Consider the following 25,322-nt stretch of genomic DNA (forward strand, 5'->3'; position numbering starts at 1 on the left):
GTCCCTTGACTGTCAGTCAGCGATCTCGACGACCGCTTCGATTTCGACGGTGATGTTTCCAGGCAGCGAGCCGACGCCGATCGCCGAGCGGGCATGGCCGCCGATCTTGTCGAAGACGTTGGCGAACAGATCCGAGCAGCCGTTGACCACTTTCGGGTGATCGCTGAAAGTCGGCGTCGCGTTGACGAAGCCGAGCAATTTGACGACGCGCACGATGCGGCCGAGATCGCCGGCCGCGGCATGCATGACGGCCAGCAGATTTAGGCCGGTGAGGCGGGCATGCTCGTAGGCCTGCTCGACGGTGACGTCGTCGCCGACCTTGCCGGTGCACAGCGTGCCGTCGGCGCGCAGCGGCCCCTGGCCCGAGAGAAAGATCAACCGGCCGCTTTCGGCATGGGTGACGAAATTGGCGATCGGCGTCGGCGGCTCGGGCAGCGTCAGGCCGAGTTCGGCGAGCCGGATGTAAGGCGTCATGGAAGAATTCTCCCTGGGGCGGCTTCAGCCGCCCATGTCAGAAATGCGAGGCGCGGAACCGCGCCAGGAAAGAGCGCAGGCGCTCATTGGTGGTCTCTTGGGCGAGGATCTCCTTCGGCGGGCCGACAGCGCTGACACCGCCATCGGCCATGAAGACGATGCGGCTCGAAGCGTCGCGGGCAAAGGCCATCTCGTGGGTGACCATCACCATGGTCATGCCGTCTTCGGCGAGGCTGCGCACAACGGCCAGCACCTCGCCGACCAGTTCGGGGTCGAGGGCCGAGGTGATCTCGTCGAGCAGCAGTATTTTGGGCTCCATGGCGACGGCGCGGGCTATGCCGACGCGCTGCTGCTGGCCGCCGGAGAGCTCCGCCGGCAGACTGTCGGCCTTGTGGGCGAGACCAACGCGGCCCAGCCAGTGCTCGGCGATCTGGCGCGCCTCGGCCTTGCTCTTGCCGCGCACCTTGGTGAGGCCGAGCATGATGTTGCCGGCGGCGGTGAGGTGCGGAAACAGGTTGAAGCTCTGGAATACCATGCCGGTCTCGGCGCGCATGGCGGCCAGATCGCGCTCGCTGCGCCGCTGGCGCGCGCCGGCTTCGCGAAAACCGACCTCCTTGCCGTCGATGCGGATCGAGCCCGAGTCGTAGCTTTCGAGGAAGTTGACGCAGCGCAAAAGGGTCGTCTTGCCGCTGCCCGAAGGCCCGATGACGGTGACCACCTCGCCCTTCTCAACCTTGAGGCTGACCGAACGCAGCACCTCGACCGAACCGAAGGCTTTCGAGACCCCGGCAATGTCGAGAAGGGCTGTAGTGTCGTTCGAGCTTGTGGCCATCGTGCTAGTCCCGGATGAAGGCGAAGCGCCGTTCCAGCCGCCGGCTGGCGTAGGAAAGCGCATAGTTGACGGCGAAATAGATCAAGGCGCCGAGGAGATAGAGCGGCATCGCCTCATAGGTGCGGCCGATGACCTGGTTGATCGCCTGCATCAGGTCGGTGATGCCGAGCAGCGAGACCAGCGCGCTGCCCTTGACCGCATCGGTCACGCCGTTGATCCAGGGTGGCAGGAAGCGGCGGAAGGCCTGCGGAAAGATGACGGAGGTGAGCCGTTGGCGAAAGGTCAGGCCGATCGCCATCGCCGCCTCGGACTGGCCTTTGGGAATGGAGCCGACGGCGCCGCGCACATATTCGACGACCTGCGCCGTCTTGAACAAGGTCAGCGCCAGCACGGCGGCCCAGAAGGACTGCAGGTGCAGCCCGGCGGCGGGCAGGCCGTAATAGACGAAGAACATCAGCACCAGGATCGGGATGCCGCGGATGGTGTCGGAGAAGATGCGCACTGCCCAGCGCAGCGGCGCCGGGCCATAGACCAGGCCGACGCCGAGCGCGACGCCGGCAATCAGCGACAGCACGACGACCAGCAGCGACACCCACAAGGTCACGGCGAAACCCTGGGCGAGGAACGGCAAGGCGTAGAGGATCTGGCTAAGCATGTCAGCGCGCCGCCCTGAACCGGCGCTCGACCAGCCGCAGGCCGAAAAGCATGATGTAACCGGTCACCAGATACATCGCCGTCGTCACCAGATAGACCTCGACGATGCGGAAGGTGTTGAAGTTGATCCACTGGGCGCCATAGGTCAGTTCGGGAACCGAGATGACCGAGGCGATGGACGTGTCCTTGAACAGCGAGATGAAGGTGTTGGAGAGTGCCGGCAAGGTGATGCGCAGCATCGTCGGCAGGCGCACGTGCACCAGCCTTTGCCATGGCGTGAGCCCGATCGCCTTGCCGGCATCGAGCTGGCCGCGCGGCACGGCTTCGAGCCCCGAGCGGAAAACCTCGACCAGATAGGCGCCGCTATAGACCGACAGCGTCAGCACGAACGAGGTCGGCGCGCTGTAGGCGAGATCTACCACCGTCGGCACGCCGTAGAAGACGAGATAGACCAGTAGGATCAGCGGTACGTTGCGGATGAATTCGACATAGGCCGCGATGATGGCGCGTACCACGCGACCGGCCGAGACATACCAGACCGCCAGCACCAGGCCGATGATGATGCCGATGGCAATCGAGATCACGGCAAGCTCGAGGCTCAGCAGCAGGCCGCCCCAGAGCTTGTCGAAATGCCGCCAGATCAGGTTGAAATTGAGCGTATAGCCCATGCGTCTCCCGCAATGGCCAAAGAGGCCGCAAACAAGGCAAGGAGTGGAAGGGCGCCGAGCACCCTTCCACCGACTAATGTCAGCTTGTTATCATACAACCGGGAAACCGGGGTGACGGGCCGGCGGCTCCTGGCCGAAATAGTCCTTGAAGGCGGCGTCGTAGAGCGCCGTCTCGTGGCCGAACATGGCGATGGTGAAGGTCTGGTTGACGTAGGTCAGCCAGTCGAGGTCGCCCTGCCTGACCGCCGCGCCGTAAAGCATCGAGTACCAGCTTTTGCCGGCATCGAAATATTTGTCGGGGTTGCGCGAGGCCAGCCAGCGCACGGTCGAAAGATCGACGGCGGCAGCATCGGCGCGCTTCGATTCCAGCGCCTGCAGCACGTTGGCCTGGGTGTCGATTTGCAACACCTGCGCCTCCGGCAACGCGAAATGGACCGAGTTTTCGGCATCGACATTCTGCAGGATCGAGATGCGCGTCGCCGAACCGCCGGCGAGCAGCTTGTCGAAGGTCTTGTTTTCCGCCGTCGGCAGCGTCAGCAGGGCAACACCCTCGACATAGTATGGCCTGGAGAAATGGATCAGCTGCGAGCGCTGCGCGGTCATGGTCATGAACTGGATGGTGATGTCGACCTTGTTGGTGGTGACATTGGGGATGCGCTGCGCCGGATCCTGCATGACGAACTCGACCTTGCTCGGGTCGTCGAACAGGCCCTTGGCCAGGATGCGGCCCATGGTGATGTCCATGCCGACCAGTTCGCCGGCATCGTTCTCGAAATGCCAGGGTGCATTGGTGCTGCCGGTGCCGACGATCAGCTTGCCGCGGTCGAGCGCGGTGCGCAGCACGCTGTCGGATGCGGCTTGTGCTGCCGCCTTCTCGGCGCTGACCGCGGTCATAACGCCGGCCGTTGCCAACCCGGCCATGCCCAGTTTCAGAAAATCTCGCTTGGATGTGTCGTTCACTGCGACCTCCTGTTCGTTTGAGTTCCCCTTACAGGCACATGTGTAGCATGCGATTTGTCTCTTACAAAAGACACATGTATCCTATACAAGACAGATACTAACATTAGGAATCGACAATGCAAGACGGCAATGACGTCACCGATCAGCCAGTTCTTGGCCCAGCCGCGGACAGGACATCAGGCTCGCGCGAAAAGGGTCTCAACCGGGTGCTGGAGATCCTGGAGTTCCTGCATGTCACGCAGCGCGCTATCGGCATTGGTGACCTCGCCAAGGGGGTGAATGCGCCGCGCTCCACCACCTACACGCTGGTGCGCTCGCTGGTCGATGCCGGGCTCCTGGAGATGGAGGGCGATGGCAACAGGGTCTATTTCGGCAAGAAGCTCTACCTCTACGGGATGGACTATGTCCGGGGCAACGACCTGCTCCGCAGGGGCCGGCAGGAGGTCGACAATCTGTCGCGCGAGACCGGCGAGACCTCCGAATTGTGCATGCTGCAAAGCGGCCGCTACACCATCGTCCATTCCAGCCCCGGCACCAGGCCGTTCCGCATCAGTTCGGCCACCGGCCTGCAGATCCCGCTGCCATGGACGGCATCAGGGCGGCTGCTCCTGGCCGGGCTGGAAAGGGCAACCATCCAGGACATGGTGTCGGAGAGCGACCTTTTGCTGCCGGACGGCCGCAGGCTCCAACTCGACGATTTCATCGCCGATATCGCGACGGCCAAGACGACCGGCTATTGCATCACTTCGGGGCTGGTCGACGCCTATACCAAATGCCTGGCCGCCCCGGTGTTTTCCGTCACAGGCAAGGTCGAGGCAACTATATGCCTGGTGGTTCCGATCGACACCGCGAAGGAAAAGACCGACGAGCTTGTTGCGCTGTTACGTGAACGCGCCGCAAGGCTTTCGATCCCGGGATAAGAGGTCGGGCTATGAGGCTACCGCTCAGGCGATGATGTCCGGAATGATCTTGTCTTCCAGCGCCATCAGCCGGTCCTTGAGGAACAGTTTTTTCTTCTTCATGCGCTGGATCTGCAAGGGATCACAACCCATGGCTATCATCGCATTGATGGCCGCGTCGAAATCGGCATGCTCTTGTTTCAGCCGAGAAAATTCGAGGCGGATATCAGCCTGTTCCTGTTCGGACATTATCTACCGTCTGCACGTCTGCGGCGCCCAATGATGGGCCTGATTGGGCGGGACCGGCGGGGTTTTGTAGCCGGCGCGCAGCCCATACCACATTTCACATTGTCGTGGAATGCTACCACGCAGCATTCGACATCTCAGTTGGATGGTGGCAGAGTGTCATGGTGCCGTCACAGATACGACCTGCGGTGGACGTGCCTTTGACGGCTGCAATCGAGGAAACCATGAAAGGGAGAACCAATCATGTCTCTTGCATCCCATCTTGATGAGTTGCAGCGGAAACACGGTGATATCGAGCGCGAGATCGATGATGCCATGAACCATCCATCGGTCGACGACCTCGAAATCGTGAATCTCAAGCGACGCAAGCTGGCACTCAAGGACGAGATTGAAAAACTGAAGGCGAAACCGACGACACACTGAAGCCCTTCCTGGATTAGACGCGCCGCTCTGGCGCGCATCCATCGCTCCGGTGGCGACACGCCGCCGGAGACCTGCTTTTGTTACTGTATCCGATACTGTTGGCCGGTCGACCCCGTCTGTGACGGGTCGCCGCGCCGCCGTGATTTGGCGGTTCTGCTCGCCTGTCGCCATTGACAAGCCATCTTTGCTCCTCCACCTCATGCCCGAACCTCAGCGCAATGCGCTGATAACTGTTTGAGCGTAGGTTTGCGCGTCAACGCAAACGCAGGTCGCTCAGGAGCTCAAGAGGCTGCCGGCATGACCGGATATTTTTCCTCTCCCTTTCCGCGCCGGGCTTCGGTCGGTGTCGATGTCGGCGGCGTGATCGTCGGCGGTGGCGCGCCGGTCGTCGTGCAGTCGATGACCAACACCGACACAGCCGATATCGACCAGACCGTGGCGCAAGTTGCAGCCCTTCACCGCGCCGGCTCCGAGATCGTGCGCATCACCGTCGACCGCGACGAGAGCGCTGCCGCCGTGCCGCGCATCCGCGAGCGGCTCGAACGGCTCGGCATCAATGTGCCGCTGGTCGGCGACTTCCACTATATCGGCCACAAGCTGCTCGCCGATCATCCGGCCTGCGCCGAAGCGCTGGCCAAATACCGCATCAATCCCGGCAATGTCGGCTTCAAGGACAAGAAGGACCGCCAGTTCGCGGCGATCGTCGAAATGGCGATCAGGCACGACAAGCCGGTGCGCATCGGCGTCAACTGGGGTTCGCTCGACCAGGAGCTTTTGACCCGGCTGATGGACGAGAACCAGCGCCAAGGCTTTCCGCTGACGGCGCAAGAGGTCACCCGCGAGGCGATCGTGCAGTCGGCGATCCTGTCGGCCGAAATGGCCGAAGAAATCGGCTTGGCCCGCGAAAAGATCATCCTGTCGGCCAAGGTCAGCGGCGTGCAGGATTTGATTGCCGTCTACACCGAGCTTGCGACGCGCTCCAACCATGCGCTGCATCTCGGCCTCACCGAAGCCGGCATGGGCTCCAAGGGCATTGTCGCCTCGTCGGCCGCGATGGGCATTCTGTTGCAGCAAGGCATTGGCGACACCATCCGCATTTCACTGACGCCGGAGCCGAATGGCGACCGCACGCGCGAGGTGCAGGTGTCGCAGGAGCTCTTGCAGACCATGGGCTTTCGCCAGTTCGTGCCGATCGTCGCCGCTTGCCCCGGCTGCGGCCGCACCACATCGACCGTGTTCCAGGAACTGGCGCAGAACATCCAGGCAGACTTGCGCAAGAACATGCCGGTGTGGCGCGAGAAATACCCGGGCGTCGAGAACCTCAAGGTCGCGGTGATGGGCTGCATCGTCAACGGCCCCGGCGAATCCAAGCATGCCGATATCGGCATTTCGCTGCCCGGCACCGGCGAAACGCCGACCGCACCTGTCTTCGTCGACGGCAAGAAGTCGGCGACGCTGCGCGGCCCGACGATCGCCGCCGATTTCGAGAAGATGGTCGCCGACTATATCGAGCAGCGGTTTGGACAGCACGGCAAAGCCGCGGCCGAATAGGCCGATGCGCGCGTTACTCAAAGCCGGTGTGATCCTGCTCTGCGGGTTGGGTTGCACCGGACAGGCACTCGCCGATCCACCACAATCGCGCTCGGCGGCGAAACGATTGATCGGCCGCGTTTGCGATCTGATCGAGGCGCATGCCGAGCAAAACGGCCTGCCCAAGGACTACTTCGCCAGGCTGATCTGGAAGGAGAGCCGCTTCGACCCCAATGCGGTGAGCCCTGTCGGCGCCGAAGGCATCGCCCAGTTCATGCCGGGCACGGCCAAGATGCGCGGGCTGGCCGACCCCTTCGACATCGACCAAGCAATCCCGGCCTCGGCAAAGTATCTTGGGGAGATGAAGCTCGCCTACGGCAATCTCGGCCTGGCGGCTGCGGCCTACAATGCCGGCGAGAACCGGGTGTCGCGCTGGCTCGGCTCCGGCGGCTTCCTGCCGATGGAAACCGAAAGCTACGTCTTCGACGTCATGGGCGAGCCGGTCGACAAGTTCTCCGACAGCGCTTACGCCGGAACGGTCGAGCCGCTCGATGCCAAGACGAGCTTTCCCGTCGCCTGCCGCAAGCTGCCGGTGATCATGTCCAGAACCGTGGCGATGGCTTCGATCAATGTGAAGCCATGGGGCGTGCAGGTGGCCGGCAATTTCCGCCGCGGTGCTGCGATCAATCAATGGCTGCGAGTACGGAGCCGGTTTCCGGCGCTGCTGGCCAGCCATGATCCGGTGGTCAGCCGGGTGCGCACGCCGATCGGCCGGCGGGGCGTTTATGCGGTCAGGATCGGTGTCGACGACCGCGCTGCGGCCAATGTCATCTGCCAAAAGCTGCAGAGGGTCGGCGGCGCCTGTATCGTCGTGCGCAACCGGTAGGTATGCGCGAGACGCGGCGGCTCTTTGGAAGGTGTGCGACATGATAGCCAGGATTGTCCTGCTCAATGGTGTCGGCAGCGCCGGCAAGAGCTCGATCGCCAAGGCCCTGCAGACGATCACCTCCACGCCCTTCCTGCATGTCCAGATGGATGCCTTCATCGACATGCTGCCGGAGGCGCTTCAGGATCATGCCGACGGGTTTTCTTTTGAGACCGTGCTGGAAGACGGCAAGCCGTCGGTGGTGATCAAGAGCGGGCCGGTCGGCGCGCGAGCCATGCGTGGCATGCGCCACGCCATCGCCGCCATGGCCGGGCAAGGCAGCGATCTTATCGTCGACGACGTGATCTTCAGTGACGGGATAGCGGAGTATCGCGAATTGCTGTCCGCTTTCGACTTACATGTCGTCGGCGTTATGGCGCCGTTGGACGTATTGGAAGCGCGGGAAGCCGCGCGTGCCGACAGGCTGCCCGGCCTGGCGCGCTGGCAATATCCTCGCGTCCACAAGGGCATGGATTACGACCTCGAAGTCGACACCAGCCAACTGACGCCGTTTGAATGCGCCCGTCGCATCCAGCAGGAATTTCAGCTATAGGCCGGCGCTTAAGTGGCCGGGCTTGCCTTGGCTCTGACGAACGACAAGAGCAGTGAATGTTAGACGGCTATATAATCTGCGGTACGCCGAGAACCGGAAGCACTTTGCTGTGCGGCCTGTTGGCATCGACGAAGACAGCGGGCGATCCGCACTCGTTCTACCGGCGGCAGAACATAGCGGAGTGGGCCGAAGAGTGGGGCCTGCCCAGTCGCGATACAATGAGCGCGCATGAATTCGATGTCGCCTATCTCGAAGAGGCAATCCGGGCCGGAACGGGCGGAACAGGCGTCTTCGGCCTGCGTCTGATGCGGGAGAATCTGGATGAACTCTCGGCGATCCTCGACCGGATTTTCCCGGATCTGCCGTCGGACAAAGCGCGCTTTGAAAAGGCCTTCGGCCGCGTTCTCTACATCCACCTTTCGCGCGAAAACAAGCTGGCGCAGGCGGTCTCGCTGATCAAGGCGGAGCAGACCGGTCTCTGGCATATCGCGCCTGACGGAACCGAGATCGAAAGGGTCGCGCCGCCGCAGGAACCCCGATACGATTTCGAGCGGATCCAACATGAGCTCGCCAAACTCGAAGCCTATGACGCGGCCTGGAACACATGGTTTGCGGAGCAGGGGATCGTACCGCTGCGTATCGGCTACGAGCGTCTCTCAGCCGATCCGGCCGCCACGTTGGCGGCCATCTGCGAGGCCCTGGGCGTCCCATCGCCCAATGCCGGCGATGTAAAGCCTGGCGTCGCCAGGCTCTCGGACGAAACCAGTCTCGACTGGATGCGGCGCTTTCGCCTGGACGCGGCCGTCTAAGCCGTCTTCGCCGCCACAGTCTCGCTGAGCCAGGTGCCGATCTTGCTGCCGAGGCGGTCGGGCGAAACGGGCTTGGGCAGATAGTCGTCCATGCCGGCCTCGATGCATTTGTCGCGGTCACCCTTCAGCGCGTGCGCGGTGACGCCGATGATCGGCGTATGGTTGCCGGTCCCCGCCTCCGCCGCCCGAATGGCGCGGGTCGCCTCGTAGCCGTTCATCTCCGGCATGGAGACGTCCATCAGGATCAGCTTCGGCCGCAGCGCCCGGTACATCTCGACGGCGGTGCGGCCATTGCCGGCGATGCGGTAGCTTAGGCCAAGCCCATTGAGGATCTGGCCGAACACCAGCTGGTTCACGTCATTGTCCTCGGCAATCAGGATATCGATCGGGCCGTTCGGCGTGGTCATCGATTCGGGCACTGTGGCCGCAGGCATCACCGGGCCGCGAATGACGGTGAAGGCCGGTGGTGCCACGGGTGCCGCCTGCGCAACAACCGGCTCGCGAACGAAGTGGGCCTTGCCGATCTGGGCCCGCGCCTTCTGGATGACCGAGATGACGGTGCCGAGCAGGATGGCCGAGCGCGCCGGCTTGGTCAGGTGCGCGGCAATACCGAAATCGATGACCATCTTGCCGAAATCGACCTGGTCGACCGAAGTCAGCAGCACCATCGGTATGGCGGAGAGACGGCTATCGGCGGCAATCGCCTTGGCGACATCGGCGCCGTTCATGCCGGGCATCTGGTAGTCGAGGATGATGCAATCAACCCCCGCACCCAGCTGGCTGGCCCGGTCGAGGAAGGCGAGGCCGACCGCGCCGCTTTCGGCGGCCGCGCAGTCGAAGCTCCAGCTTCTGAGCTGTTCCAGCAGGATCTCGCGGTTGACCGGGTTGTCGTCGATGACCAGCACGCGGGCGCCGGTGACGTCGACCGGCACGATCTCGTCGCGTGTATCCTGCTGATGCGCCGGCAGCGGCACGGCGAACCAGAACACCGAGCCGCGGCCGATCTCGCTTTCGACGCCGATCTTGCCGCCCATCAGGTCGACGAGGCGGGCGGCAATGGCAAGGCCGAGGCCCGTGCCTTCATGGCGGCGCGTCGACGAGCCGTCGACCTGGGCGAATTTCTCGAACACGTTCTCCAGCTTCTCGGCCGGAATGCCGATGCCGGTGTCCTCGACGCGAACCTTGAGCTGGACCAGACCGTCGACCACCTCGCCGCCGACATCGATCAGCACATGGCCCTTTTCGGTGAACTTTACCGCATTGCCGAGCAGATTGGTGACGATCTGGCGGAAGCGGCCGGCATCGCCGACGACATGGGCCGGCAGGCGCGGGTCGACACGCACGATCAGCTCGAGGTTCTTTTCGGCGACGCGCGCCGACACCAGCGTCGCCACGTCCTCGACCGCTTCGGCAAGGCGGAAGGGCGCCGGATCGAGCGTCAGCTGGCCGGCATTGATCTTGGAGAAATCGAGGATGTCGTTGATGATGGTGAGCAGCGCATTGCCGGATTTGACGATGACGTCGGTGAAGGTTTTCTGGCGCGCGGTGAGGTCGGTTTTGGCGAGCAGCTCGGCCATGCCCAGCACGCCGTTCATCGGCGTGCGGATCTCGTGGCTCATATTGGCCAGGAATTCCGATTTGGCGCGGTCTGCGGCCTCGGCCTTGAACAAGGATGCGGCGGATTCGGTGAAGGCGCGGCGGATCGCCTTTTCCATCGGCCGGAAGATCCACAAGGCCGCAATGGCAAGAACCGCGAACAAAAGGCCGCTTGCCCACAAAAGCAGCCGGTCGCTGGAGGCGTCGGCCAGATGGCGTTCACTGTCCATGGTGGTGCGCACCCGCACCAGCATCGGCTGGACGAACAGATCGTTCTGGTTGAGGATTTCGCGCGAACTCCATTCGTCGGTCTTTTGCGCCGCCGACATCAGGTTGAAGTTGCGCACCATATCGCGCGACGACCAGAACAGGTCGCCGTTGACGGAAGCAGAGGAGAGTTCGTTGAGGGTCCTGGCCGACAGGCTCGGCTTGATCGCGGCAAGCTGGGCCGAGAGCGTTTCGATCTCACCGGTCAGGCGTTGCGAATGGCCGCGCGCGGCGGCGGCAAGGCCGTCACGGGTTTCCGTGCGCCAGGCGGTGCTGGCGGTTTCGGCAAAACTGGAGGCATTGCGCAGATCGCGGGTGAAGACGACGAGATTGCTGCTCAGCGCGTCGACGTCGTGACGAAAGGAATTGACGCGATTGAGCGCAAACATCACGGCGGCGGAGGCCAGCGCGAAGATCAGCAATCCCGAGATATAGCGGATCCGGATCGAACGGATGAAGGAAGAGTATTCCGGCATGCGCAACCCCAACACATACGCATCATTTTAATGGTCGGGATTACGCTTGATTTACATTAAAATTTCGTTCGCTCCGGATCCGTTGCATTCCTATGTGCCAAGCACGGACTGAATGCGATATCCCGAACTCAGGCGTCCTTGGCCCGGTAGGCATCCGGAATGACGAAGACTTCGTCGGCGCGACCGTAGCCTCCGTCGGCGACTTCCTCGATCAGCACCATTGTGTAGGGGCGAACGCCTTCGCCGAAATACTCGACGAACATTTGCGTGGTCCTGTGAACGAGTTCTTCTTTCTGTGTCTTCGTCAGAGCGGCCTGCGGTGTCTTGAAGTTGGCAAACGGCATTTTCAGTTTCCTTCAGGTTGAATGCTGGAGGAATGGATATAGGTTGCCACGTTGTCCGAATAATCCGCCTCTCCTTGACAGCAGTATTCGGGCAGAGCGAACAATAGGCTATGGATCGACTCGACAGGATGCGGCTGTTCGTTCGCGTGGTGGAACGGCGCAATTTCACAGCGGCGGCGGCCGATCTCGGCTTGCCGCGTTCAACCGCGACCGAAGCAATCAAACACCTCGAGGATCATCTCGGGACGAGGTTGTTGGACAGGACCACGCGCCACGTCGCCACGACGCTTGACGGACAGGCCTATTACGAGCGCTGCCTCTCGATCCTGGGTGAAGTGGAGGATGCCGAGGCGGGATTCCGCAGCGCTGAACCGCGCGGCCTGTTGCGCATCGACGCGCATCCGCTGCTCACGCAGAGATTCCTGTTGCCGGAGTTGCCTGCGTTCCTCGAACGCTATCCCCAGATCGATCTTCATATCGGCCAGGGCGACCGGCTGGTCGATCTGGTGCGCGAAGGGGTGGATTGCGTCATCCGTGCGGGCGAACCACAAGACAGCGGCATGATCATGCGACGGCTGGCGATGATCGGCGAAATCACCTGCGCCAGCCCGATCTATCTGAAGCGCCAGGGGACGCCCGCATCGCCTGACGCCCTGGAAGGCCACCAGGCCGTCGGCTTCGTCTCCTCGCGCACGGGCGAAGTCCTGCCGCTGGAGTTCACGATCGGCACGAGGGTGCATCGGGTCACGCTGCCGGGCCGGGTGAAGGTCAACAATTCGGACACCGCGGCCGCGCTGGCGCGCCTGGGCTTCGGGCTTCTGCAAGCACCACGCTATCGGCTCGAAAAAGATCTGGCGGACGGGACATTGGTCGAGGTGTTGCAGGATTTTCCGCCGACGCCGACGCCATTATCGGCGCTCTATCCGCAGAACCGGCAGCTTGCTCCGCGGCTACGCGCTTTCCTGGAATGGGCGTCCCGCATCTTCGCCGAGGCAAGGCTGTGAAGCTCGGACCGGCGTCGCGTCAATCTCAGTTGTTGCGCAAAAAAATCTGGCCTGATGTCACACCAGCCGATCCTGTCTCGTCATGAGAGCGTACCCAACAACAAGGACTGCAATCATGACTGCCAAACTGGACCTCTTCGCCGCTGCCCCTGCGTTGATCAAGCAATGGCAGCGCGCATCGACCGAACTTTCTGTCGCCGCCGGGCTCGAGCACAGCCTCAACGAGCTGGTCAAGCTTCGGGCGTCGCAGATCAATGGCTGCGCCAACTGCATCAACCTGCATGCGACCGAAGCCCGCGAGAATGGCGAGACCGAGCAGCGCATCTACCTGCTGCCGGCTTGGCGCGAGGCGCCCTGCTACAGCGACCGCGAACGTGCCGCGCTCGGCTGGACCGATGCGCTCACGCGCCTCTCGGAAGGACAGGACCGCGAACGCGCCTATGATGATCTGAAGGCGCATTTCACCGAGGAGGAGCAGGTGAAGCTCACCGTGTTGATCAATATCATCAATGGCTGGAACCGCATCGCCGTCGGCTTCGGGCTTTACACCGATGCGGCAGCGATACGCTCCAGCGCCAAGGCGGCGGCCTGATGACGGAGGCGGCTCCTGAGGATGCTGCGGCGGGCTTCGGCCCGCTGCGGCCGAAGCTGATGCGGGTCGCATACCGCATGCTCGGTTCGGTGACCGACGCCGAGGATGTCGTGCAGGAGGCCTTCATTCGCTGGATGGGAACCGACCGGTCGCAGGTGCGCGAGCCCGAAGCGTTCCTGCGCCGTACCGTGACGCGGCTTTGCCTCGACCAGCTCAAATCCGCGCGGCGCCAGCGCGAGACCTATATCGGCCCTTGGCTGCCCGAGCCGATCGTGGAAGAGGACGACCTGGAAGACGTCACCTTGCCGCTGATGCTGGTGCTGGAGCGGCTTTCGCCGCTGGAGCGGGCGGCCTTTCTGCTGCACGATGTGTTCGGGCTGGAATTCGAGGAGGTCGCGACCGCTATCGAGCGCGACTCCGCAGCTTGCCGCCAACTTGCCGCGCGTGCCCGCGCCCATGTCCGCCAGGCCCGGCCCCGCTTCAAGGTGGAGAAGCAGCGCGGCCTCGAAATCGCCGAGGCCTTTTTCGCGGCGTCGCGCAGCGGCAATATGCAGGCGCTCGGCGCGCTGTTGACGGCCGATGTCAGTTCGCATGCCGATGGCGGCGGCAAGCGTCCGGCAGCCTTGGCGCCGGTGCTGGGTTTCGACGCCGTCATGAAGCAGTACGCGCAGGTGGCGGCCTGGCTGCGTGACAACCGCTCGACGCTGGTTCGCGTCGGTTTCATCAATGGATTGCCGGGGTTCATCACGCTGGAAGCCGATGGCGAACTGCAGACCACCGCCCTCGACATAGAGGACGGCAAGATCGCGGCCATCTATGTCATGCGCAATCCCGACAAGCTCAGGCATCTGCACTAGCCCTTCGGGCATCGGCAGGCTTTCAGGACACCAGGCTTAAGGGCTGGGGTGCGGTGTCCTCCGGGCGCTTGGCTTGCGTCGCGATTCGGTAGCGCTTGGGCGCGCTGCCGGTGACACGCTTGAAGGCATTGCTGAAGGCGCTTTCCGAGGTATAGCCGAGCGAGCGGGCAAGGACCGCCACTGGCGTGTCCTCCTCGCGCAGCGCGCGCTCGGCGAGATGCATGCGCCATTCCGTCAGGTAGGTCAGTGGCGCGACGCCGGCGGTCCGCCTGAAATGGAAGGCAAAGCTGGTGCGCGACATGGCGATCGCGCTGGCGAGTTCCTCAAGATGCCAGTCACGGCCGGGGTCGCCATGCATCAGCCGCAGCGCCGGCGCCAGGCGCTGGTCGGCGAGCGCGCGCAGCCAGCCGGCGGGCATCAGCTCCGATGTTTGTAAATGCGCCCTCAGCACCTGGATGAACAGAAGCTGCGCGAGCTGCGCCGAGGCAAGGCTGGCGCCCGGTTGGCCCTCGGCCTGTTCGCGCACCAACTGGTCAAGAATCCAGCGCAGGATCGCTGCCTGTGGCGAGGCGGCGTGGATGTGGATCCACGGCGGCAAGACATCGGCGAGCAGCCGTCCGCTCGCCTGGTCGAGCAACACATGGCCGCCAATATGCGCGAAGTCGTTGCCGTCACCGAGCTGCGCGATTTTGCAGCCGGAGAACACCGCCATCGCATCGAGCGGCGGTACGGACAAGTCGCTGGCAAGGATGAAGGAGCGCCGCGCAGCAAGCAGCAGCACGTCGCCGGTTTGCGCATGCACCGGCTCGTCCTCGCCCTCCAGGCGAATCCAGCAATTGCCCTTCACAACGGCGAAGAACTTGACTTTTTCAGGTGCCGGAAATCGCAGCGCCCATGGCCCGCCGGCGGTGAAGCCGCCTGTCACCATGGTTTGCGCGCTGGTGAATCTGAGGATGTCCGAGAAAGGGTCGTCGCTCATCTTTGTACTTTCGCGCAATTTATGTGGATTTTCAAGCATTCACAATCCGGCCGAGCGCGCATAGCTGATGGCAACAAACGACGCCGCTCTCGGCGGAGACATCAGGAGACGGACATGAACGAAGAATTGGTGCTGGTTACCGGCGGCTCCGGCTTCATTGCATCGCATTGCATCTTGAAGCTGCTCGACGCCGGCTATCGCGTGCGCACGACCGTGCGTTCGCTCAAGCGCGAAGCCGAGGTGCGCGCAATGCTGAGGGAAGGCGGCGCTGAACCCGGCGACCTGCTATCCTTCGTCGCAGCGGACCTGAATGCGGATGCGGGCTGGGCTGAGGCTGTGGCCGGTTGTGCCTATGTAATGCACGGCGCTTCGCCGACACCCTCCGGCAGCCAGACGCGCGAGGAGGATTGGGTGAGGCCGGCAGTCGACGGCGTGCTACGGGTGCTCAAGGCCGCGCTCAATGCCGGCGTCAAACGCGTGGTGTTGACCTCGGCCATCGGCGCTGTCGCCATGGGCCACAAGCCACAGACGAGACCATTCAACGAGACTGACTGGTCAGACCTCAGCGGCGATATCGCGCCATACCAGAAATCGAAGACGGTTTCGGAGCGCGCCGCCTGGGACTTCATCGCCCGGGAAGGGCGCGGCCTCGAACTCTCCGTCGTCAATCCGGTGGCTGTACTCGGTCCGGTTCTGGCCGCCGACTTCTCGCATTCGATCGGGCTGATCAAGCGGCTGATGGATGGGATGCCGGGCTGCCCGAAAGTCAATTCCGGTTATGTCGATGTGCGCGACCTGGCCGACCTGCACCTGCTGGCGATGACCAACCCTGCTGCAAAGGGCGAGCGGTTCATCGGCATTTCGGGCCATAGCCTGTGGATGGCCGAGGTCGCGAAAGTGCTGCGCCAACGCATGGGAGCCGCTGCCAGCAAGGTGCCGACGCGCGAAATTCCCAACTGGGTGGTCCGCCTGCTGGCGCTGCGCGGTGATCCGACGACAAAGATGCTGGCCAGGCATGTCGGCGTGATGATGGACGCCACCAGCGAAAAGGCGACACGTCTGCTCGGCTGGAACCCGCGCCCGGTCGAGGAAGCTATCGTCGCGACGGCCGAGAGCCTGCTGCGGCTGGGCTTGGTGGGTGGTTCGAAAGCTTCGACGCCATGAAGCAGTACGAGCGATCGCGGCGTGGCTGTGCGAGAACGGCTCGACGCAGGTTCGCGTCGGCTTCATTGCCACTGCCGCCGCCGACTTCTAGAATGCCTTTCCACCCTCACCTGGCTGGATCAGCCTGCGCGCCGCATCTGCTCCTGCGGCAAGGATGCGATCCGACAATTCCGTCCCTGCCACTGCGCGGGCCAGCTCAAGTGCGCCGATGAGGGTCGCAAAGACACCCATGGCGGCGCCTTCCGGATCCCTGGTCTGCGGAAGCGCTGCAGACAACTGGCGCACCAAAACCAGCAAGCGTTCGGTGTAGGCTTCGCGCATTTCAGGCGGCTGGCGCGCGATCTCCGGCAGCAGTGCGGCGGACGCGCAGCCTTTGTCCGGATTGTCCCGGTGCTCGGCCGACAGATACGCCTGAATGGCCATTTCCGGACCGCCCGAAGCCAACAACTCCTGAATTTGCTGCGACTGGGCATCCAGGGCCGCCGCCACGCTTTCGCGGATGAGCTCCGCCTTTGATTGAAAGTGCGGGTAGAAGGCTCCGTTGGTAAGCCCGGCGTCGCCCATGATGGTTGCCAGTCCAGACGCGGCTATGCCGTCCCTCCTAAAACGCTGGGCGGCGACCTCCACGATCCGATCGCGTGACGCGTCCTTTCGGCCCTTCTCGTAGCGCATGGCTGCTATTCCTCTTTGCTATTGCATTATGTTCGTAATTTGATATTATGATCGTAATTCAAACAATGGCAAAAAGCTAGCCCTCATGTCTCCGGAGTATCAAATGAGTACCCTTTCAGGAAGAACCGCGATTGTGACCGGAGCCTCCTCGGGCATCGGCCGCGCCAGCGCCGAGGCCCTGGCGCGGGCAGGATATACCGTCTTCGGGACAAGCCGCAGGGCGATAAGCAACGGCCCGGCGCAGGTATCCATGCTGACGTGCGACGTGACCGATGGCGACTCCGTCAGCGCCCTCGTTTCAACCGTGCTTGCGCAGACCGGCCGGATCGACCTCTTGGTCAACAATGCCGGTGTCGGCCTGCTTGGCGGCGCCGAGGAATCCTCGGTCGCACAGGTGAAAGCCCTGTTCGACGTCAATCTGTTCGGCGTCATCCGCATGACCAATGCGGTGCTGCCGTCGATGCGGCGGCGCGGCGAAGGGCGCATCATCAACATCGGCTCGATTCTGGGATTGGTACCCGCGCCATACTCAGCGCATTACTCGGCGGTCAAGCACGCGCTTGAGGGCTATTCGGAATCGCTCGATCATGAGGTTCGTGCCTTCAATATTCGCGTCTCGGTCATCGAGCCTGCATTCGTGCGCACCGTCTTCGACCAGAACGGCATTGAGCCCGATTCGGTGTTGAAAGAATACGATCAGGCCCGAGCCGGGGTCGAAGCGCTGCTTCGCGATGTCATGCCCAAAGCCGATCGGCCGGAGATGGTGGCGGATGTGGTCGTCAAGGCGGCGACCGATGCCCGTCCGCGACGGCGCTATACCGCAGGGAAGGCAGCGCGCCAGGTCAGCCTGCTGCGCCGCTTCGCCCCCGCAGAGATGTTCGACAAGACCTTGCGCAAGCAGTTCCGCCTGCCGGTCTGAACAACGGTGAGACGGAGAGTTTCACGCACAAACGGTACACCAACAGACATTTTCAGAAAGTCACTGCCATGAAGGCATTCGTTGTCGATAAATATAACAAAAAAGGCATTCTGCGGCTGGCCGAGATGCCGGAGCCGGAGCTGCTGGACAATGATGTCCTGGTCGAGGTCCATGCCGCAGGAGTGAACCTGCTGGATTCCAAGGTCAGGACGGGCGAATTCAAGCTCATCCTGCCCTATCGCCGGCCCTTCATCCTTGGCCACGACGTGGCTGGGAGGGTTGTCAGGGTGGGCTCGAAAGTCCGCAAATTCAAACCCGGCGACGCTGTCTATGCGCGGCCGCGCGACGGTCGGATCGGGACATTTGCCGAATTCATCGCAATCGACGAAGCCGATGTAGCCCTGAAGCCCGCAAACCTCAGCATGGAAGAAGCGGCTTCAATCCCTCTGGTGGGTCTGACCGCCTGGCAGGCTCTCATCGAGAGGGCAGGCCTGAAGAAGGGCCAGAAGATCTTCATCCAGGCTGGCTCCGGCGGCGTGGGGACATTCGCCATCCAACTGGCAAAGCACCTCGGCGCGACCGTTGCGACAACGGCGAGCGCGGCGAGTGCCGACCTGGTCAAGGGGCTCGGCGCCGATGTCGTCGTCGACTACAAGAAAGACGACTTCGAGAACGTCCTGTCGGGTTACGACGTCGTCCTGAACAGCCAGGACGCCAAGACGCTTGAAAAATCCCTGAATGTGCTGAAGCCGGGCGGCAAGCTCATCTCCATTTCCGGTCCGCCGGATCCCGAATTTGCCAGGAAGCAGGGACTGAACGTGGTGCTAAGGCTCCTGCTGGGCCTGCTGAGCCGCGGTATCCGGACCAAAGCCAAGCGCCGAGGCGTGAGATTTTCGTTCCTGTTCATGTGGGCGCAAGGTGAGCAGCTGAGCAAAATCACGTCCCTCATCGAAGATGGGGCGATCCGCCCGGTTGTCGACAGGGTCTTTCCCTTTGAAGCGACCAATGAGGCGCTGGCTTACGTCGAAACAGGACGTGCCAAGGGCAAGGTCGTGGTCAAGGTGAGATAGCGCACCCACTCGCTTCGGGGCAATCAAGTGACCCTGGGCAAAGCGCCGCAAAGCGGACAAATTTCGAGAACGGTGTCAGCTATCCAATTGGCCAAGACGTCAGTTGTTGCGGATTGCCACGAAGCTTGCCGCGGCCTTCAGCAGGGTCGCCTGGTCGCCATAGGGTTCGAGCAGCGCATGCGCCTGGTCGACGAGGCCGTGCAGCTGCTTGCGGGCCCAGGCGGCGCCGTGCAGCGCCACCAGTGTCGCCTTGCCGGCGGCGGCGTCCTTGCCGGTCGCCTTGCCCATCTGGCTGGAATCGGCGGTCAGGTCGAGCAGATCGTCGGCAAGCTGGAAGGCAAGCCCGACAGCCGAGCCGAATTCGGCCAGCCGGTCGCGATCCTGCGGGGCTGCGCCGGCAATGATAGCGCCGGCTTCGCAGGCGAAGCGGATCAGCGCGCCGGTCTTCATCGCCTGCAGCCGGATGATGCCGGCCTCGTCCGGCCGGCTGCGCTCGGCTTCAAGGTCGAGCGTCTGGCCGCCGACCATGCCGCCGGCGCCGGCCGCGCGCGCCAGCGCCAGCACCAGGGCTGCGCGTCGCTCCGCCGGCAAGGCCGTCGCCTCGTCGGCGAGGACGTCGAAAGCAAGCGTCAACAGCGCGTCGCCGGCCAGGATGGCGGTGGCCTCGTCGAAGGCCTTGTGCACGGTCGGCTGGCCGCGGCGCAGATCGTCGTCGTCCATGGACGGCAGGTCGTCATGGATCAGCGAATAGCAATGCACGCATTCGAGTGCGGCCGCCACGCGCGATGCGGCCTCGCCATCGGCGCCGAAAAGGGCGGCACTTTCCATGACCAGGAAGGGGCGCAACCGCTTGCCGCCGTTCAGCACGCCATGGCGCATGGCAGCCATCAGGCGCTCCGGCCGGGCGATTTCGCCGGCAAGTGTGCGGCCGTCGAGCAACAGCCTGAGTTCGGTCTCGATCGCCGCCGCCCGCACCAAAAGTGCGGCTTCAAAGGCCATTTGCTCGTCTTTCGTCATGGCCGGGAGCGGTAGCCGACACTCAGACGTTGCGCAAGAAGCCTCGCGCCATTATGCCGGAGGCGGGAGAGTGGCGCGGGTGGGGCGGCTTGACGGAACCGATCGTCGATCATGAAACCGAAGGGCTGGACATGGCGCGACCGAGGCGCGTGAACCCCGCCGGTCTGAAGCGCCTGGCTCGGCGCTGCCTGGTTGTCGCCGCCGTGCTGGTGGCGATACCCATTGTGCTGACCTTCCTTTATTTGCCGTCCTTCGTGCATCCGATATCGACCTTGATGGTGAAAGACCTCGCGACATTTTCCGGCTACGACCGGCGCTGGGTGTCGATCGACGATGTGTCGCCGGTGCTGGCCAATTCGGTGATCATGTCGGAGGACGGGCAGTTCTGCTTTCATCGCGGCGTCGACCTCGGCGAATTGCGCGGCGTCGTCGACGATGCGCTGGCCGGCGAGGCCACGCGCGGCGCCTCGACCATCACCATGCAGACGGTGAAGAACCTTTTCCTGTGGTCGCGGCCGCTGGGCTCGGTGCGCAAGGTGGTCGAACTGCCGCTGGCCGTTTATTTCGACGCGGTGATGTCGAAACGGCGGATCATGGAGATCTACCTCAACATCGCCGAGTGGGGCCCGGGCATTTATGGCATCGAGGCGGCGGCGCAGCATCATTTCGGCGTTTCGGCCAAACAGCTGTCGCGACGGCAGGCGGCCCTGCTCGCCGTCTCGCTGCCCAATCCGATTGCCCGCAATCCGGCCAAGCCGGGTCCCGGCTTGAGGCGGCTGGCCTCGCTGATCGAGCGCCGCGCCGGCCGCTCCGGCGCCTATGTCGGGTGTTTGGACTAAGCTGCACCGATATTCAGACGAGGCCGGCCTGACCTCAAATCCCGACACACCTTGTGGGGCCGGTAAAAAAATTCGCCGCAGTGCTGGCCAAAACGGCGTAGGGCGTGTATAGGCACCCGACTTTCTCAGATTATGGCCCTGACGCGGCTCTTTCACGAGGGCTATCGGGGCATTTTGACCATGTAGTGGAGCATATCCATGGCCGTTCCGAAACGAAAAACCTCTCCGTCCAAGCGCGGTATGCGCCGCTCGGCCGACGCTCTCAAGGCCCCGACCTATGTCGAGGACAAGAATTCCGGCGAAATGCGCCGCCCGCACCACATCGACCTGAAGACCGGCATGTATCGCGGCCGCCAGGTTTTGACGCCCAAGGAAAGCTGAGACCAGCTTTTCGAAGGTTGAATACCCAAAAGACCGGCCATTGGCCGGTCTTTTTGCGTTTGGTGGCTGCCTGGCTGCTTCGCGCCGTTCTCTATGCCAAAGGCCGGACCGTCGCTGGCGATACACGCAGCCGTCGCGGTGCTGTATTGCGTTGCGTCGCCGCGATTGCGGCTGAGGCACGTGCCTGCACCGTTGGTGGGGCGACAGGGGAAACCGCATGACGAAGCTCACCACAGCGCCGCGCGACGTCTTCCAGACGTTCCTGAACTTCCCGCTGGTCGAGGATCTCGATGCGCTGAAGGCCGATGTCGCCATCATAGGCATGCCCTATGGCGCTCCCTACACGATCGACGAGCTGATCAATGACCAGACCAACGCGCCGACCGCGGTTCGGCGCGCCTCGCAGCGCATCAGTCTCGGGCTCGACCGTTATGATTTCGACATTGGCGGGACCCTGTTCGACGGACAGGACGTCAAGGTGGTCGATGTCGGCGATGTCCCCGGCGATGCCGCCGGCGGCCACTACAGGCGGGCCGAAGCGGCGATCCGCAAGATCCGCGCCGCCGGCGCCTTGCCGATCACCATCGGCGGCGATCACGGCATTCCGATCCCGATCTTCCGGGCGTTTGATGGCGAAGGGCCGATCACCCTGGTGCAGATCGACGCCCATCTCGACTGGCGCGACAACGTCAATGGGGTCAGGGAAGGCTATTCCAGCCCTATCCGCCGCGCTTCGGAGATGGCGCATATCGCCGAGATTTTCCAGCTCGGCATCCGTGGCCAGGGCAGCGCCCGGCTTGAGGAGGTCGAGGCGGCCCGCGCCTACGGCTCCAACATCGTCACCGCCAATGAATGGCAAGACATCGGCACTGCGGCGCTGCTCAAGCGCATCCCGGATGGCGGCCGCTACTACCTGACCATCGACGCCGACGGTCTCGATCCCTCCGTGATGCCGGCGGTCGAAGGGCCGGCGCCTGGCGGCATCAGCTACCGGCAGACGATCGAGCTGATCAAGGGGCTGTTCGCCAAGGGGCGCGTGGTCGGCATGGACATTGTCGAGATCGCGCCGGCGCGCGACGTCAACGAGATCACATCGATGACCGCCGGCATCGTCATCCTCAATGCCATCGGCGCTGCCGTGCGCACCGGGCAGTTTAGGCGCTGAGCCGGGTGACACGGTTGTTGCACCCGGTCTTCGACCGTGTTCAAGGCTGTTAGCGAAAAATCTTGACGGCGTGCCTGCGGAGCATTCTACAGAAGGTGCCCCCATTGTTTACGCAATTCCGGACCGCTCACACTTTCCTGGAATTGCTAGAGGAGACGCCTGATGTTCGGTGCCATCCCGCTGCTGATCGTGCCCTTCGTGGCCTACAATCTCGGACTCCTCGGAATATTCGGCAGCGGCGACGATCCGTGGGCCACCGAAATCTTCTCATTCCGCATGATGTCGGGCGGGGTGTTTTCGATGACGCTCGGCGACCTGATGGTGGTGATCGGGCTGATCTTCCTGTTCCTCGAAATGGTGAAATCGGTGCGCACGACAAACGCCTCGATCATGGACCATCTGTTGTCGACGCTGGTCTTCGTGGCGTTCCTGGTCGAGTTCCTGCTGGTGAAGGGCGCGGCGCACTCCGTCTTCTTCACGCTGATGGTGATCGCCCTGTTCGACGTGCTGGCCGGTTTCTCGGTCTCGATGCGGTCGGCGAGCCGGGATATCAACCTGAACTAGCCGAAGCCTCAGCCCGGATCGGCGGTGAAGCCGGCGGCTTCGATGCCGGCGATGGCGGCAGCCTCGTCATTGTCCGACGTATCGCCCGAAATGCCGACGGCGCCGATGACGGCGCCTGACTTGTCGCGGATCAAAACACCGCCGACGACCGGCAGGACGCGCCCGCCCGAGACATCGGAAATGCCGGCAACGAGATGTGGCCGCTCCTTGGCGAAAGCCTCGACGCGGCGCGAACCCATGCCGATGGCGAGCGCGCCATAGGCCTTGCCGGCCGACATTTGCGGGCGCAGAAACGAGGCGCCGTCCTGACGCTGGAAGGCGACGAGATGAGCCCCGGCATCGAGCACGGAGACGCCGAGCGGCTTGAGCTTCAACTCGGCGCCCTTGGCGAAAGCTGCGTCGATGATGTGCTTGGCCTTTTCGAGGGTCAGTGCGGTCATGGCTGTCTCCTGTTCAAAACGCGTCAATCATCGGCCTGACACGCGAGATGCGAAATCCCGGTTGCGGTTGAAATTGCTTCGCGTGGGAAAGCGGAATGGCAGGCGGTTACAGGGGCGTGGCCGATATGCTCAGCCGCTTCCAGTCTGCCATCGACCATGGGGATCGTCAGGCGATTTTTTTCTTGGCCCGCGCTGGCTTCTTGACCGGGGCGGTGGGGGCATTGGCGAGGTCTTCGGCTTCCTTGGCAAGGCGCAATGCCCGGAGCTTGTTGGTCTTGGCCTGGCGGGCGTCGGCCTCGGCGACATACTCCGCCATCGCCTTTTGCCGCACCGTGGCTGCCTCTTCCTGCTTCTTGAAACGCATATCTGCCCGGGCGCGGGCAGTATCCTTAGAGTTCTCAACCAAGAGCGTTATCCAATCCCATAAATTATGCTTTTCAGCTCCTTGATAGCAGAGCCGCCCCATAAATGGGAAAATAAGTTGGTCAGGAAGCGGCGGCCTGGCCGGCGCTCGACGCCTTGCGAGCCACCACCGCCTCATATCCAGCCTGCAATGTGGCGCGGACGGAAGGCCGCCCCGGCGCTGCAACTGGCGTACCCAGATGGTCGTGGCGCAACTCGTCCATGAACTGCTCCCACATTGGCGGACCGCCCTTCTCCAGCAGTTCGGCGCGGATCGACAGCTCCTCGCTGACCGGCAGCCAGACGCGGCCCCAGGCACCGAGATGCGCCATGATCGGCACCAGCGTGATGGCCATCTCGGTCAGGCTGTAGATCGCCTTCTGCTTGTGCGAGGGATCGTCAGCCTTGGTCAGCATGCCGAGTTCCATCAGCCGCTTCAGCCGGTCGGCCAGGATGTTGGAAGCGATGCCCTCGATCGAGCCGTTGAGCAACTCGCGAAAGTGGCGTTTGCCGCCAAAAATCATGTCGCGCAGGATGATCAGGCTCCAGCGGTCGCCGAATACTTCCAGCGACAGATTGATCGGGCATCCCGAGCGGTGTTCGGTTTTCATCCGACTCTCCCCAAAAAACTGGTTGCATTATCGTATCAGTTTTATTATCGTGCAACCGATTGCAAAATGCAATCAGTTTGAAGCTTAAGCGAGGAGACTCCCATGACAAAGGCCGCAGCACCCGAAATCGTCTCCCAGACGTTTGGCGATCCCCGGGACCCAGCCGTGCTGCTGATCATGGGCGCCATGGCCTCGATGCTGTGGTGGCCGGAGGCGCTTTGCAAAAAACTTGCCGGCGAAGGCCGTTTCGTGATCCGCTATGACAACCGCGACACCGGCCTGTCGACCAAATATGCGCCTGGCGAGCCGCCCTACACGTTCGACGACATGGCGGACGATGCCGTCGGCGTCCTCGACAGCCATGGCATAGGGAAGGCGCATGTGGTCGGGATGTCGATGGGCGGCATGATCGCGCAACGACTGGTGTTGAAACATCCCTCGCGTGTCATCTCGCTGACGGTGATCAGCAGTTCGCCGGTGGGCATCGACACATCGCATCTGCCGGGGACGGCCGAGGCCTATATGGAGCACTCGGCCGACGGCGCCAAGGTCGACTGGTCGGACCGCGACCAGGTGATCGACTTCGTCATCAAGGACGCGCGCGCCATTGCAAGCACACCGCATCCGTTCGACGAGAAGGCGATGAGGGCGTTCATTGAACGGGACTATGACCGATCCGGCGGCTTTTTGAGCGCGACCAACCATTTCATGCTGAAAGGCGGCGAGGATCTGAAAGGGCGCCTGCACGAGATCAAGGCCCCGCTGCTCGTCATCCACGGGACGTCAGATCCGATCTTTCCAGTTGAGCATGGCGCGGCCCTTGCCGATGCCATCGCCGGCGCACGGCTTGTCCGCATCGAAGGCGGTGGCCACGAACTGCATCCCCAGGATTGGGACACGATTGCCGCAGCTGTCATTGCCCATACCAAGCCCTGACAGAGGCTTGACAGGCTCCCCTGCGGAAATAGCCAGGTGACATTTCGGTGTTGT

General features: G+C 63.0%; 31 protein-coding genes. 17 read left to right on the forward strand and 14 right to left on the reverse strand.

What is annotated here, in order from left to right; genetic code table 11:
• Positions 1-12 precede the first annotated feature (12 nt).
• The 5 genes from AC1DXM_RS20680 to AC1DXM_RS20700 all read right to left on the reverse strand — a co-directional run bounded on the left by AC1DXM_RS20680 (position 13) and on the right by AC1DXM_RS20700 (position 3,549).
• Entirely contained in the window at positions 13-474 is a 462-nt protein-coding gene (locus AC1DXM_RS20680) for a RidA family protein (RefSeq protein WP_477235705.1), read from the reverse strand.
• A 37-nt stretch (positions 475-511) separates the two neighbouring features.
• Complete coding sequence (locus AC1DXM_RS20685) at positions 512-1,306, reverse strand: amino acid ABC transporter ATP-binding protein (protein ID WP_477235707.1); 795 nt, start codon at positions 1,304-1,306, stop codon at positions 512-514.
• Between the two features lie 4 nt (positions 1,307-1,310).
• Positions 1,311-1,961 carry an amino acid ABC transporter permease gene (locus AC1DXM_RS20690; RefSeq protein ID WP_477235709.1) on the reverse strand — a complete coding sequence of 217 codons (651 nt, stop codon included), beginning with the start codon at positions 1,959-1,961 and terminating at the stop codon, positions 1,311-1,313.
• A gap of 1 nt (position 1,962) precedes the next feature.
• Positions 1,963-2,628, reverse strand: a complete 666-nt coding sequence (locus tag AC1DXM_RS20695) for an amino acid ABC transporter permease (RefSeq protein WP_477235711.1) — start codon at positions 2,626-2,628, stop codon at positions 1,963-1,965.
• A 90-nt stretch (positions 2,629-2,718) separates the two neighbouring features.
• Positions 2,719-3,549 carry a transporter substrate-binding domain-containing protein gene (locus AC1DXM_RS20700; protein ID WP_477236133.1) on the reverse strand — a complete coding sequence of 277 codons (831 nt, stop codon included), beginning with the start codon at positions 3,547-3,549 and terminating at the stop codon, positions 2,719-2,721.
• Between the two features lie 155 nt (positions 3,550-3,704).
• On the opposite strand from AC1DXM_RS20700, the gene AC1DXM_RS20705 reads away from it, so the two are divergent.
• A complete protein-coding gene (locus AC1DXM_RS20705; RefSeq protein ID WP_477235713.1) occupies positions 3,705-4,508 on the forward strand; it encodes an IclR family transcriptional regulator in 804 nt (267 codons plus the stop codon).
• 24 nt (positions 4,509-4,532) lie between these two features.
• Here the strand turns inward: AC1DXM_RS20705 and AC1DXM_RS20710 are convergent, their stop codons facing one another.
• Entirely contained in the window at positions 4,533-4,736 is a 204-nt protein-coding gene (locus tag AC1DXM_RS20710; protein ID WP_112559568.1) for a YdcH family protein, read from the reverse strand.
• A gap of 240 nt (positions 4,737-4,976) precedes the next feature.
• On the opposite strand from AC1DXM_RS20710, the gene AC1DXM_RS20715 reads away from it, so the two are divergent.
• From AC1DXM_RS20715 to AC1DXM_RS20735, 5 genes are all read left to right on the forward strand, one after another.
• Positions 4,977-5,156 (forward strand): YdcH family protein, encoded by a 180-nt coding sequence (locus AC1DXM_RS20715; RefSeq protein WP_095487303.1) that lies wholly within the window; start codon positions 4,977-4,979, stop codon positions 5,154-5,156.
• A gap of 297 nt (positions 5,157-5,453) precedes the next feature.
• Positions 5,454-6,707 carry a flavodoxin-dependent (E)-4-hydroxy-3-methylbut-2-enyl-diphosphate synthase gene (gene ispG / locus AC1DXM_RS20720; RefSeq protein ID WP_477235716.1) on the forward strand — a complete coding sequence of 418 codons (1,254 nt, stop codon included), beginning with the start codon at positions 5,454-5,456 and terminating at the stop codon, positions 6,705-6,707.
• A 4-nt stretch (positions 6,708-6,711) separates the two neighbouring features.
• The gene (locus AC1DXM_RS20725; protein WP_477235718.1) at positions 6,712-7,572 is read left to right on the forward strand and encodes a transglycosylase SLT domain-containing protein; all 861 of its coding nucleotides are present in this window, start codon (positions 6,712-6,714) and stop codon (positions 7,570-7,572) included.
• Between the two features lie 40 nt (positions 7,573-7,612).
• Positions 7,613-8,164, forward strand: coding sequence for a chloramphenicol phosphotransferase CPT family protein (locus AC1DXM_RS20730; RefSeq protein ID WP_477235720.1), 552 nt, complete (start codon positions 7,613-7,615; stop codon positions 8,162-8,164).
• Between the two features lie 56 nt (positions 8,165-8,220).
• A complete protein-coding gene (locus AC1DXM_RS20735) occupies positions 8,221-8,973 on the forward strand; it encodes a Stf0 family sulfotransferase (RefSeq protein WP_477235722.1) in 753 nt (250 codons plus the stop codon).
• Here AC1DXM_RS20735 and AC1DXM_RS20740 read toward each other — a convergent pair.
• Positions 8,970-11,312, reverse strand: coding sequence for a response regulator (locus AC1DXM_RS20740; protein WP_477235724.1), 2,343 nt, complete (start codon positions 11,310-11,312; stop codon positions 8,970-8,972). The genes AC1DXM_RS20735 and AC1DXM_RS20740 overlap by 4 nt on opposite strands.
• Before the next feature lie 128 nt (positions 11,313-11,440).
• On the reverse strand, positions 11,441-11,656 hold the full coding sequence (locus AC1DXM_RS20745; RefSeq protein ID WP_112559562.1) for a tautomerase family protein: 216 nt from the start codon (positions 11,654-11,656) through the stop codon (positions 11,441-11,443).
• A 110-nt stretch (positions 11,657-11,766) separates the two neighbouring features.
• On the opposite strand from AC1DXM_RS20745, the gene AC1DXM_RS20750 reads away from it, so the two are divergent.
• The 3 genes from AC1DXM_RS20750 (at position 11,767) to AC1DXM_RS20760 (ending at position 14,109) form a co-directional block, all read left to right on the forward strand.
• Positions 11,767-12,660, forward strand: coding sequence for a LysR family transcriptional regulator (locus AC1DXM_RS20750; protein WP_477235726.1), 894 nt, complete (start codon positions 11,767-11,769; stop codon positions 12,658-12,660).
• Positions 12,661-12,775: 115 nt separating this feature from the next.
• Positions 12,776-13,252, forward strand: a complete 477-nt coding sequence (locus tag AC1DXM_RS20755; RefSeq protein ID WP_477235728.1) for a carboxymuconolactone decarboxylase family protein — start codon at positions 12,776-12,778, stop codon at positions 13,250-13,252.
• A complete protein-coding gene (locus AC1DXM_RS20760; protein WP_477235730.1) occupies positions 13,252-14,109 on the forward strand; it encodes a sigma-70 family RNA polymerase sigma factor in 858 nt (285 codons plus the stop codon). Before AC1DXM_RS20755 ends, AC1DXM_RS20760 begins: the two co-directional genes overlap by 1 nt.
• A 22-nt stretch (positions 14,110-14,131) precedes the next feature.
• On the opposite strand, the gene AC1DXM_RS20765 is transcribed toward AC1DXM_RS20760, so the two are convergent.
• Positions 14,132-15,088 carry an AraC family transcriptional regulator gene (locus AC1DXM_RS20765; RefSeq protein WP_477235732.1) on the reverse strand — a complete coding sequence of 319 codons (957 nt, stop codon included), beginning with the start codon at positions 15,086-15,088 and terminating at the stop codon, positions 14,132-14,134.
• A gap of 114 nt (positions 15,089-15,202) precedes the next feature.
• On the opposite strand from AC1DXM_RS20765, the gene AC1DXM_RS20770 reads away from it, so the two are divergent.
• Positions 15,203-16,252 (forward strand): SDR family oxidoreductase, encoded by a 1,050-nt coding sequence (locus tag AC1DXM_RS20770; protein WP_477235734.1) that lies wholly within the window; start codon positions 15,203-15,205, stop codon positions 16,250-16,252.
• 87 nt (positions 16,253-16,339) lie between these two features.
• Here AC1DXM_RS20770 and AC1DXM_RS20775 read toward each other — a convergent pair whose 3' ends face one another.
• Positions 16,340-16,924 carry a TetR/AcrR family transcriptional regulator gene (locus AC1DXM_RS20775; RefSeq protein ID WP_477235736.1) on the reverse strand — a complete coding sequence of 195 codons (585 nt, stop codon included), beginning with the start codon at positions 16,922-16,924 and terminating at the stop codon, positions 16,340-16,342.
• Positions 16,925-17,027: 103 nt separating this feature from the next.
• On the opposite strand from AC1DXM_RS20775, the gene AC1DXM_RS20780 reads away from it, so the two are divergent.
• Positions 17,028-17,843 (forward strand): oxidoreductase, encoded by an 816-nt coding sequence (locus AC1DXM_RS20780; RefSeq protein WP_477235738.1) that lies wholly within the window; start codon positions 17,028-17,030, stop codon positions 17,841-17,843.
• Between the two features lie 68 nt (positions 17,844-17,911).
• Entirely contained in the window at positions 17,912-18,913 is a 1,002-nt protein-coding gene (locus AC1DXM_RS20785) for an NADP-dependent oxidoreductase (protein WP_477235740.1), read from the forward strand.
• Between the two features lie 99 nt (positions 18,914-19,012).
• Here the strand turns inward: AC1DXM_RS20785 and AC1DXM_RS20790 are convergent, their stop codons facing one another.
• Positions 19,013-19,930 carry a polyprenyl synthetase family protein gene (locus AC1DXM_RS20790; RefSeq protein ID WP_477235742.1) on the reverse strand — a complete coding sequence of 306 codons (918 nt, stop codon included), beginning with the start codon at positions 19,928-19,930 and terminating at the stop codon, positions 19,013-19,015.
• A 131-nt stretch (positions 19,931-20,061) separates the two neighbouring features.
• Here AC1DXM_RS20790 and AC1DXM_RS20795 point away from each other — a divergent pair, with 131 nt between their 5' ends.
• From AC1DXM_RS20795 to AC1DXM_RS20810, 4 genes are all read left to right on the forward strand, one after another.
• Entirely contained in the window at positions 20,062-20,769 is a 708-nt protein-coding gene (locus AC1DXM_RS20795; RefSeq protein ID WP_477236135.1) for a biosynthetic peptidoglycan transglycosylase, read from the forward strand.
• 198 nt (positions 20,770-20,967) lie between these two features.
• Entirely contained in the window at positions 20,968-21,150 is a 183-nt protein-coding gene (gene rpmF, locus AC1DXM_RS20800) for a 50S ribosomal protein L32 (protein ID WP_008834724.1), read from the forward strand.
• 217 nt (positions 21,151-21,367) lie between these two features.
• The gene (locus tag AC1DXM_RS20805; protein WP_477235744.1) at positions 21,368-22,315 is read left to right on the forward strand and encodes an agmatinase; all 948 of its coding nucleotides are present in this window, start codon (positions 21,368-21,370) and stop codon (positions 22,313-22,315) included.
• 162 nt (positions 22,316-22,477) lie between these two features.
• Positions 22,478-22,879 (forward strand): hypothetical protein, encoded by a 402-nt coding sequence (locus tag AC1DXM_RS20810; RefSeq protein WP_142869343.1) that lies wholly within the window; start codon positions 22,478-22,480, stop codon positions 22,877-22,879.
• 8 nt (positions 22,880-22,887) lie between these two features.
• Here the strand turns inward: AC1DXM_RS20810 and AC1DXM_RS20815 are convergent, their stop codons facing one another.
• The 3 genes from AC1DXM_RS20815 to AC1DXM_RS20825 all read right to left on the reverse strand — a co-directional run bounded on the left by AC1DXM_RS20815 (position 22,888) and on the right by AC1DXM_RS20825 (position 24,332).
• The gene (locus AC1DXM_RS20815) at positions 22,888-23,319 is read right to left on the reverse strand and encodes a GlcG/HbpS family heme-binding protein (protein ID WP_192259297.1); all 432 of its coding nucleotides are present in this window, start codon (positions 23,317-23,319) and stop codon (positions 22,888-22,890) included.
• Positions 23,320-23,485: 166 nt separating this feature from the next.
• Complete coding sequence (locus tag AC1DXM_RS20820; RefSeq protein ID WP_477235747.1) at positions 23,486-23,725, reverse strand: hypothetical protein; 240 nt, start codon at positions 23,723-23,725, stop codon at positions 23,486-23,488.
• 79 nt (positions 23,726-23,804) lie between these two features.
• Positions 23,805-24,332 (reverse strand): winged helix-turn-helix transcriptional regulator, encoded by a 528-nt coding sequence (locus tag AC1DXM_RS20825; RefSeq protein WP_477235749.1) that lies wholly within the window; start codon positions 24,330-24,332, stop codon positions 23,805-23,807.
• 102 nt (positions 24,333-24,434) lie between these two features.
• On the opposite strand from AC1DXM_RS20825, the gene AC1DXM_RS20830 reads away from it, so the two are divergent.
• Positions 24,435-25,268: an alpha/beta fold hydrolase gene (locus tag AC1DXM_RS20830; protein ID WP_477235751.1), complete on the forward strand. Its 834-nt coding sequence runs from the start codon at positions 24,435-24,437 to the stop codon at positions 25,266-25,268.
• Positions 25,269-25,322 lie beyond the last annotated feature (54 nt).

This window comes from Mesorhizobium sp. P3_A2 (genome assembly GCF_056403115.1).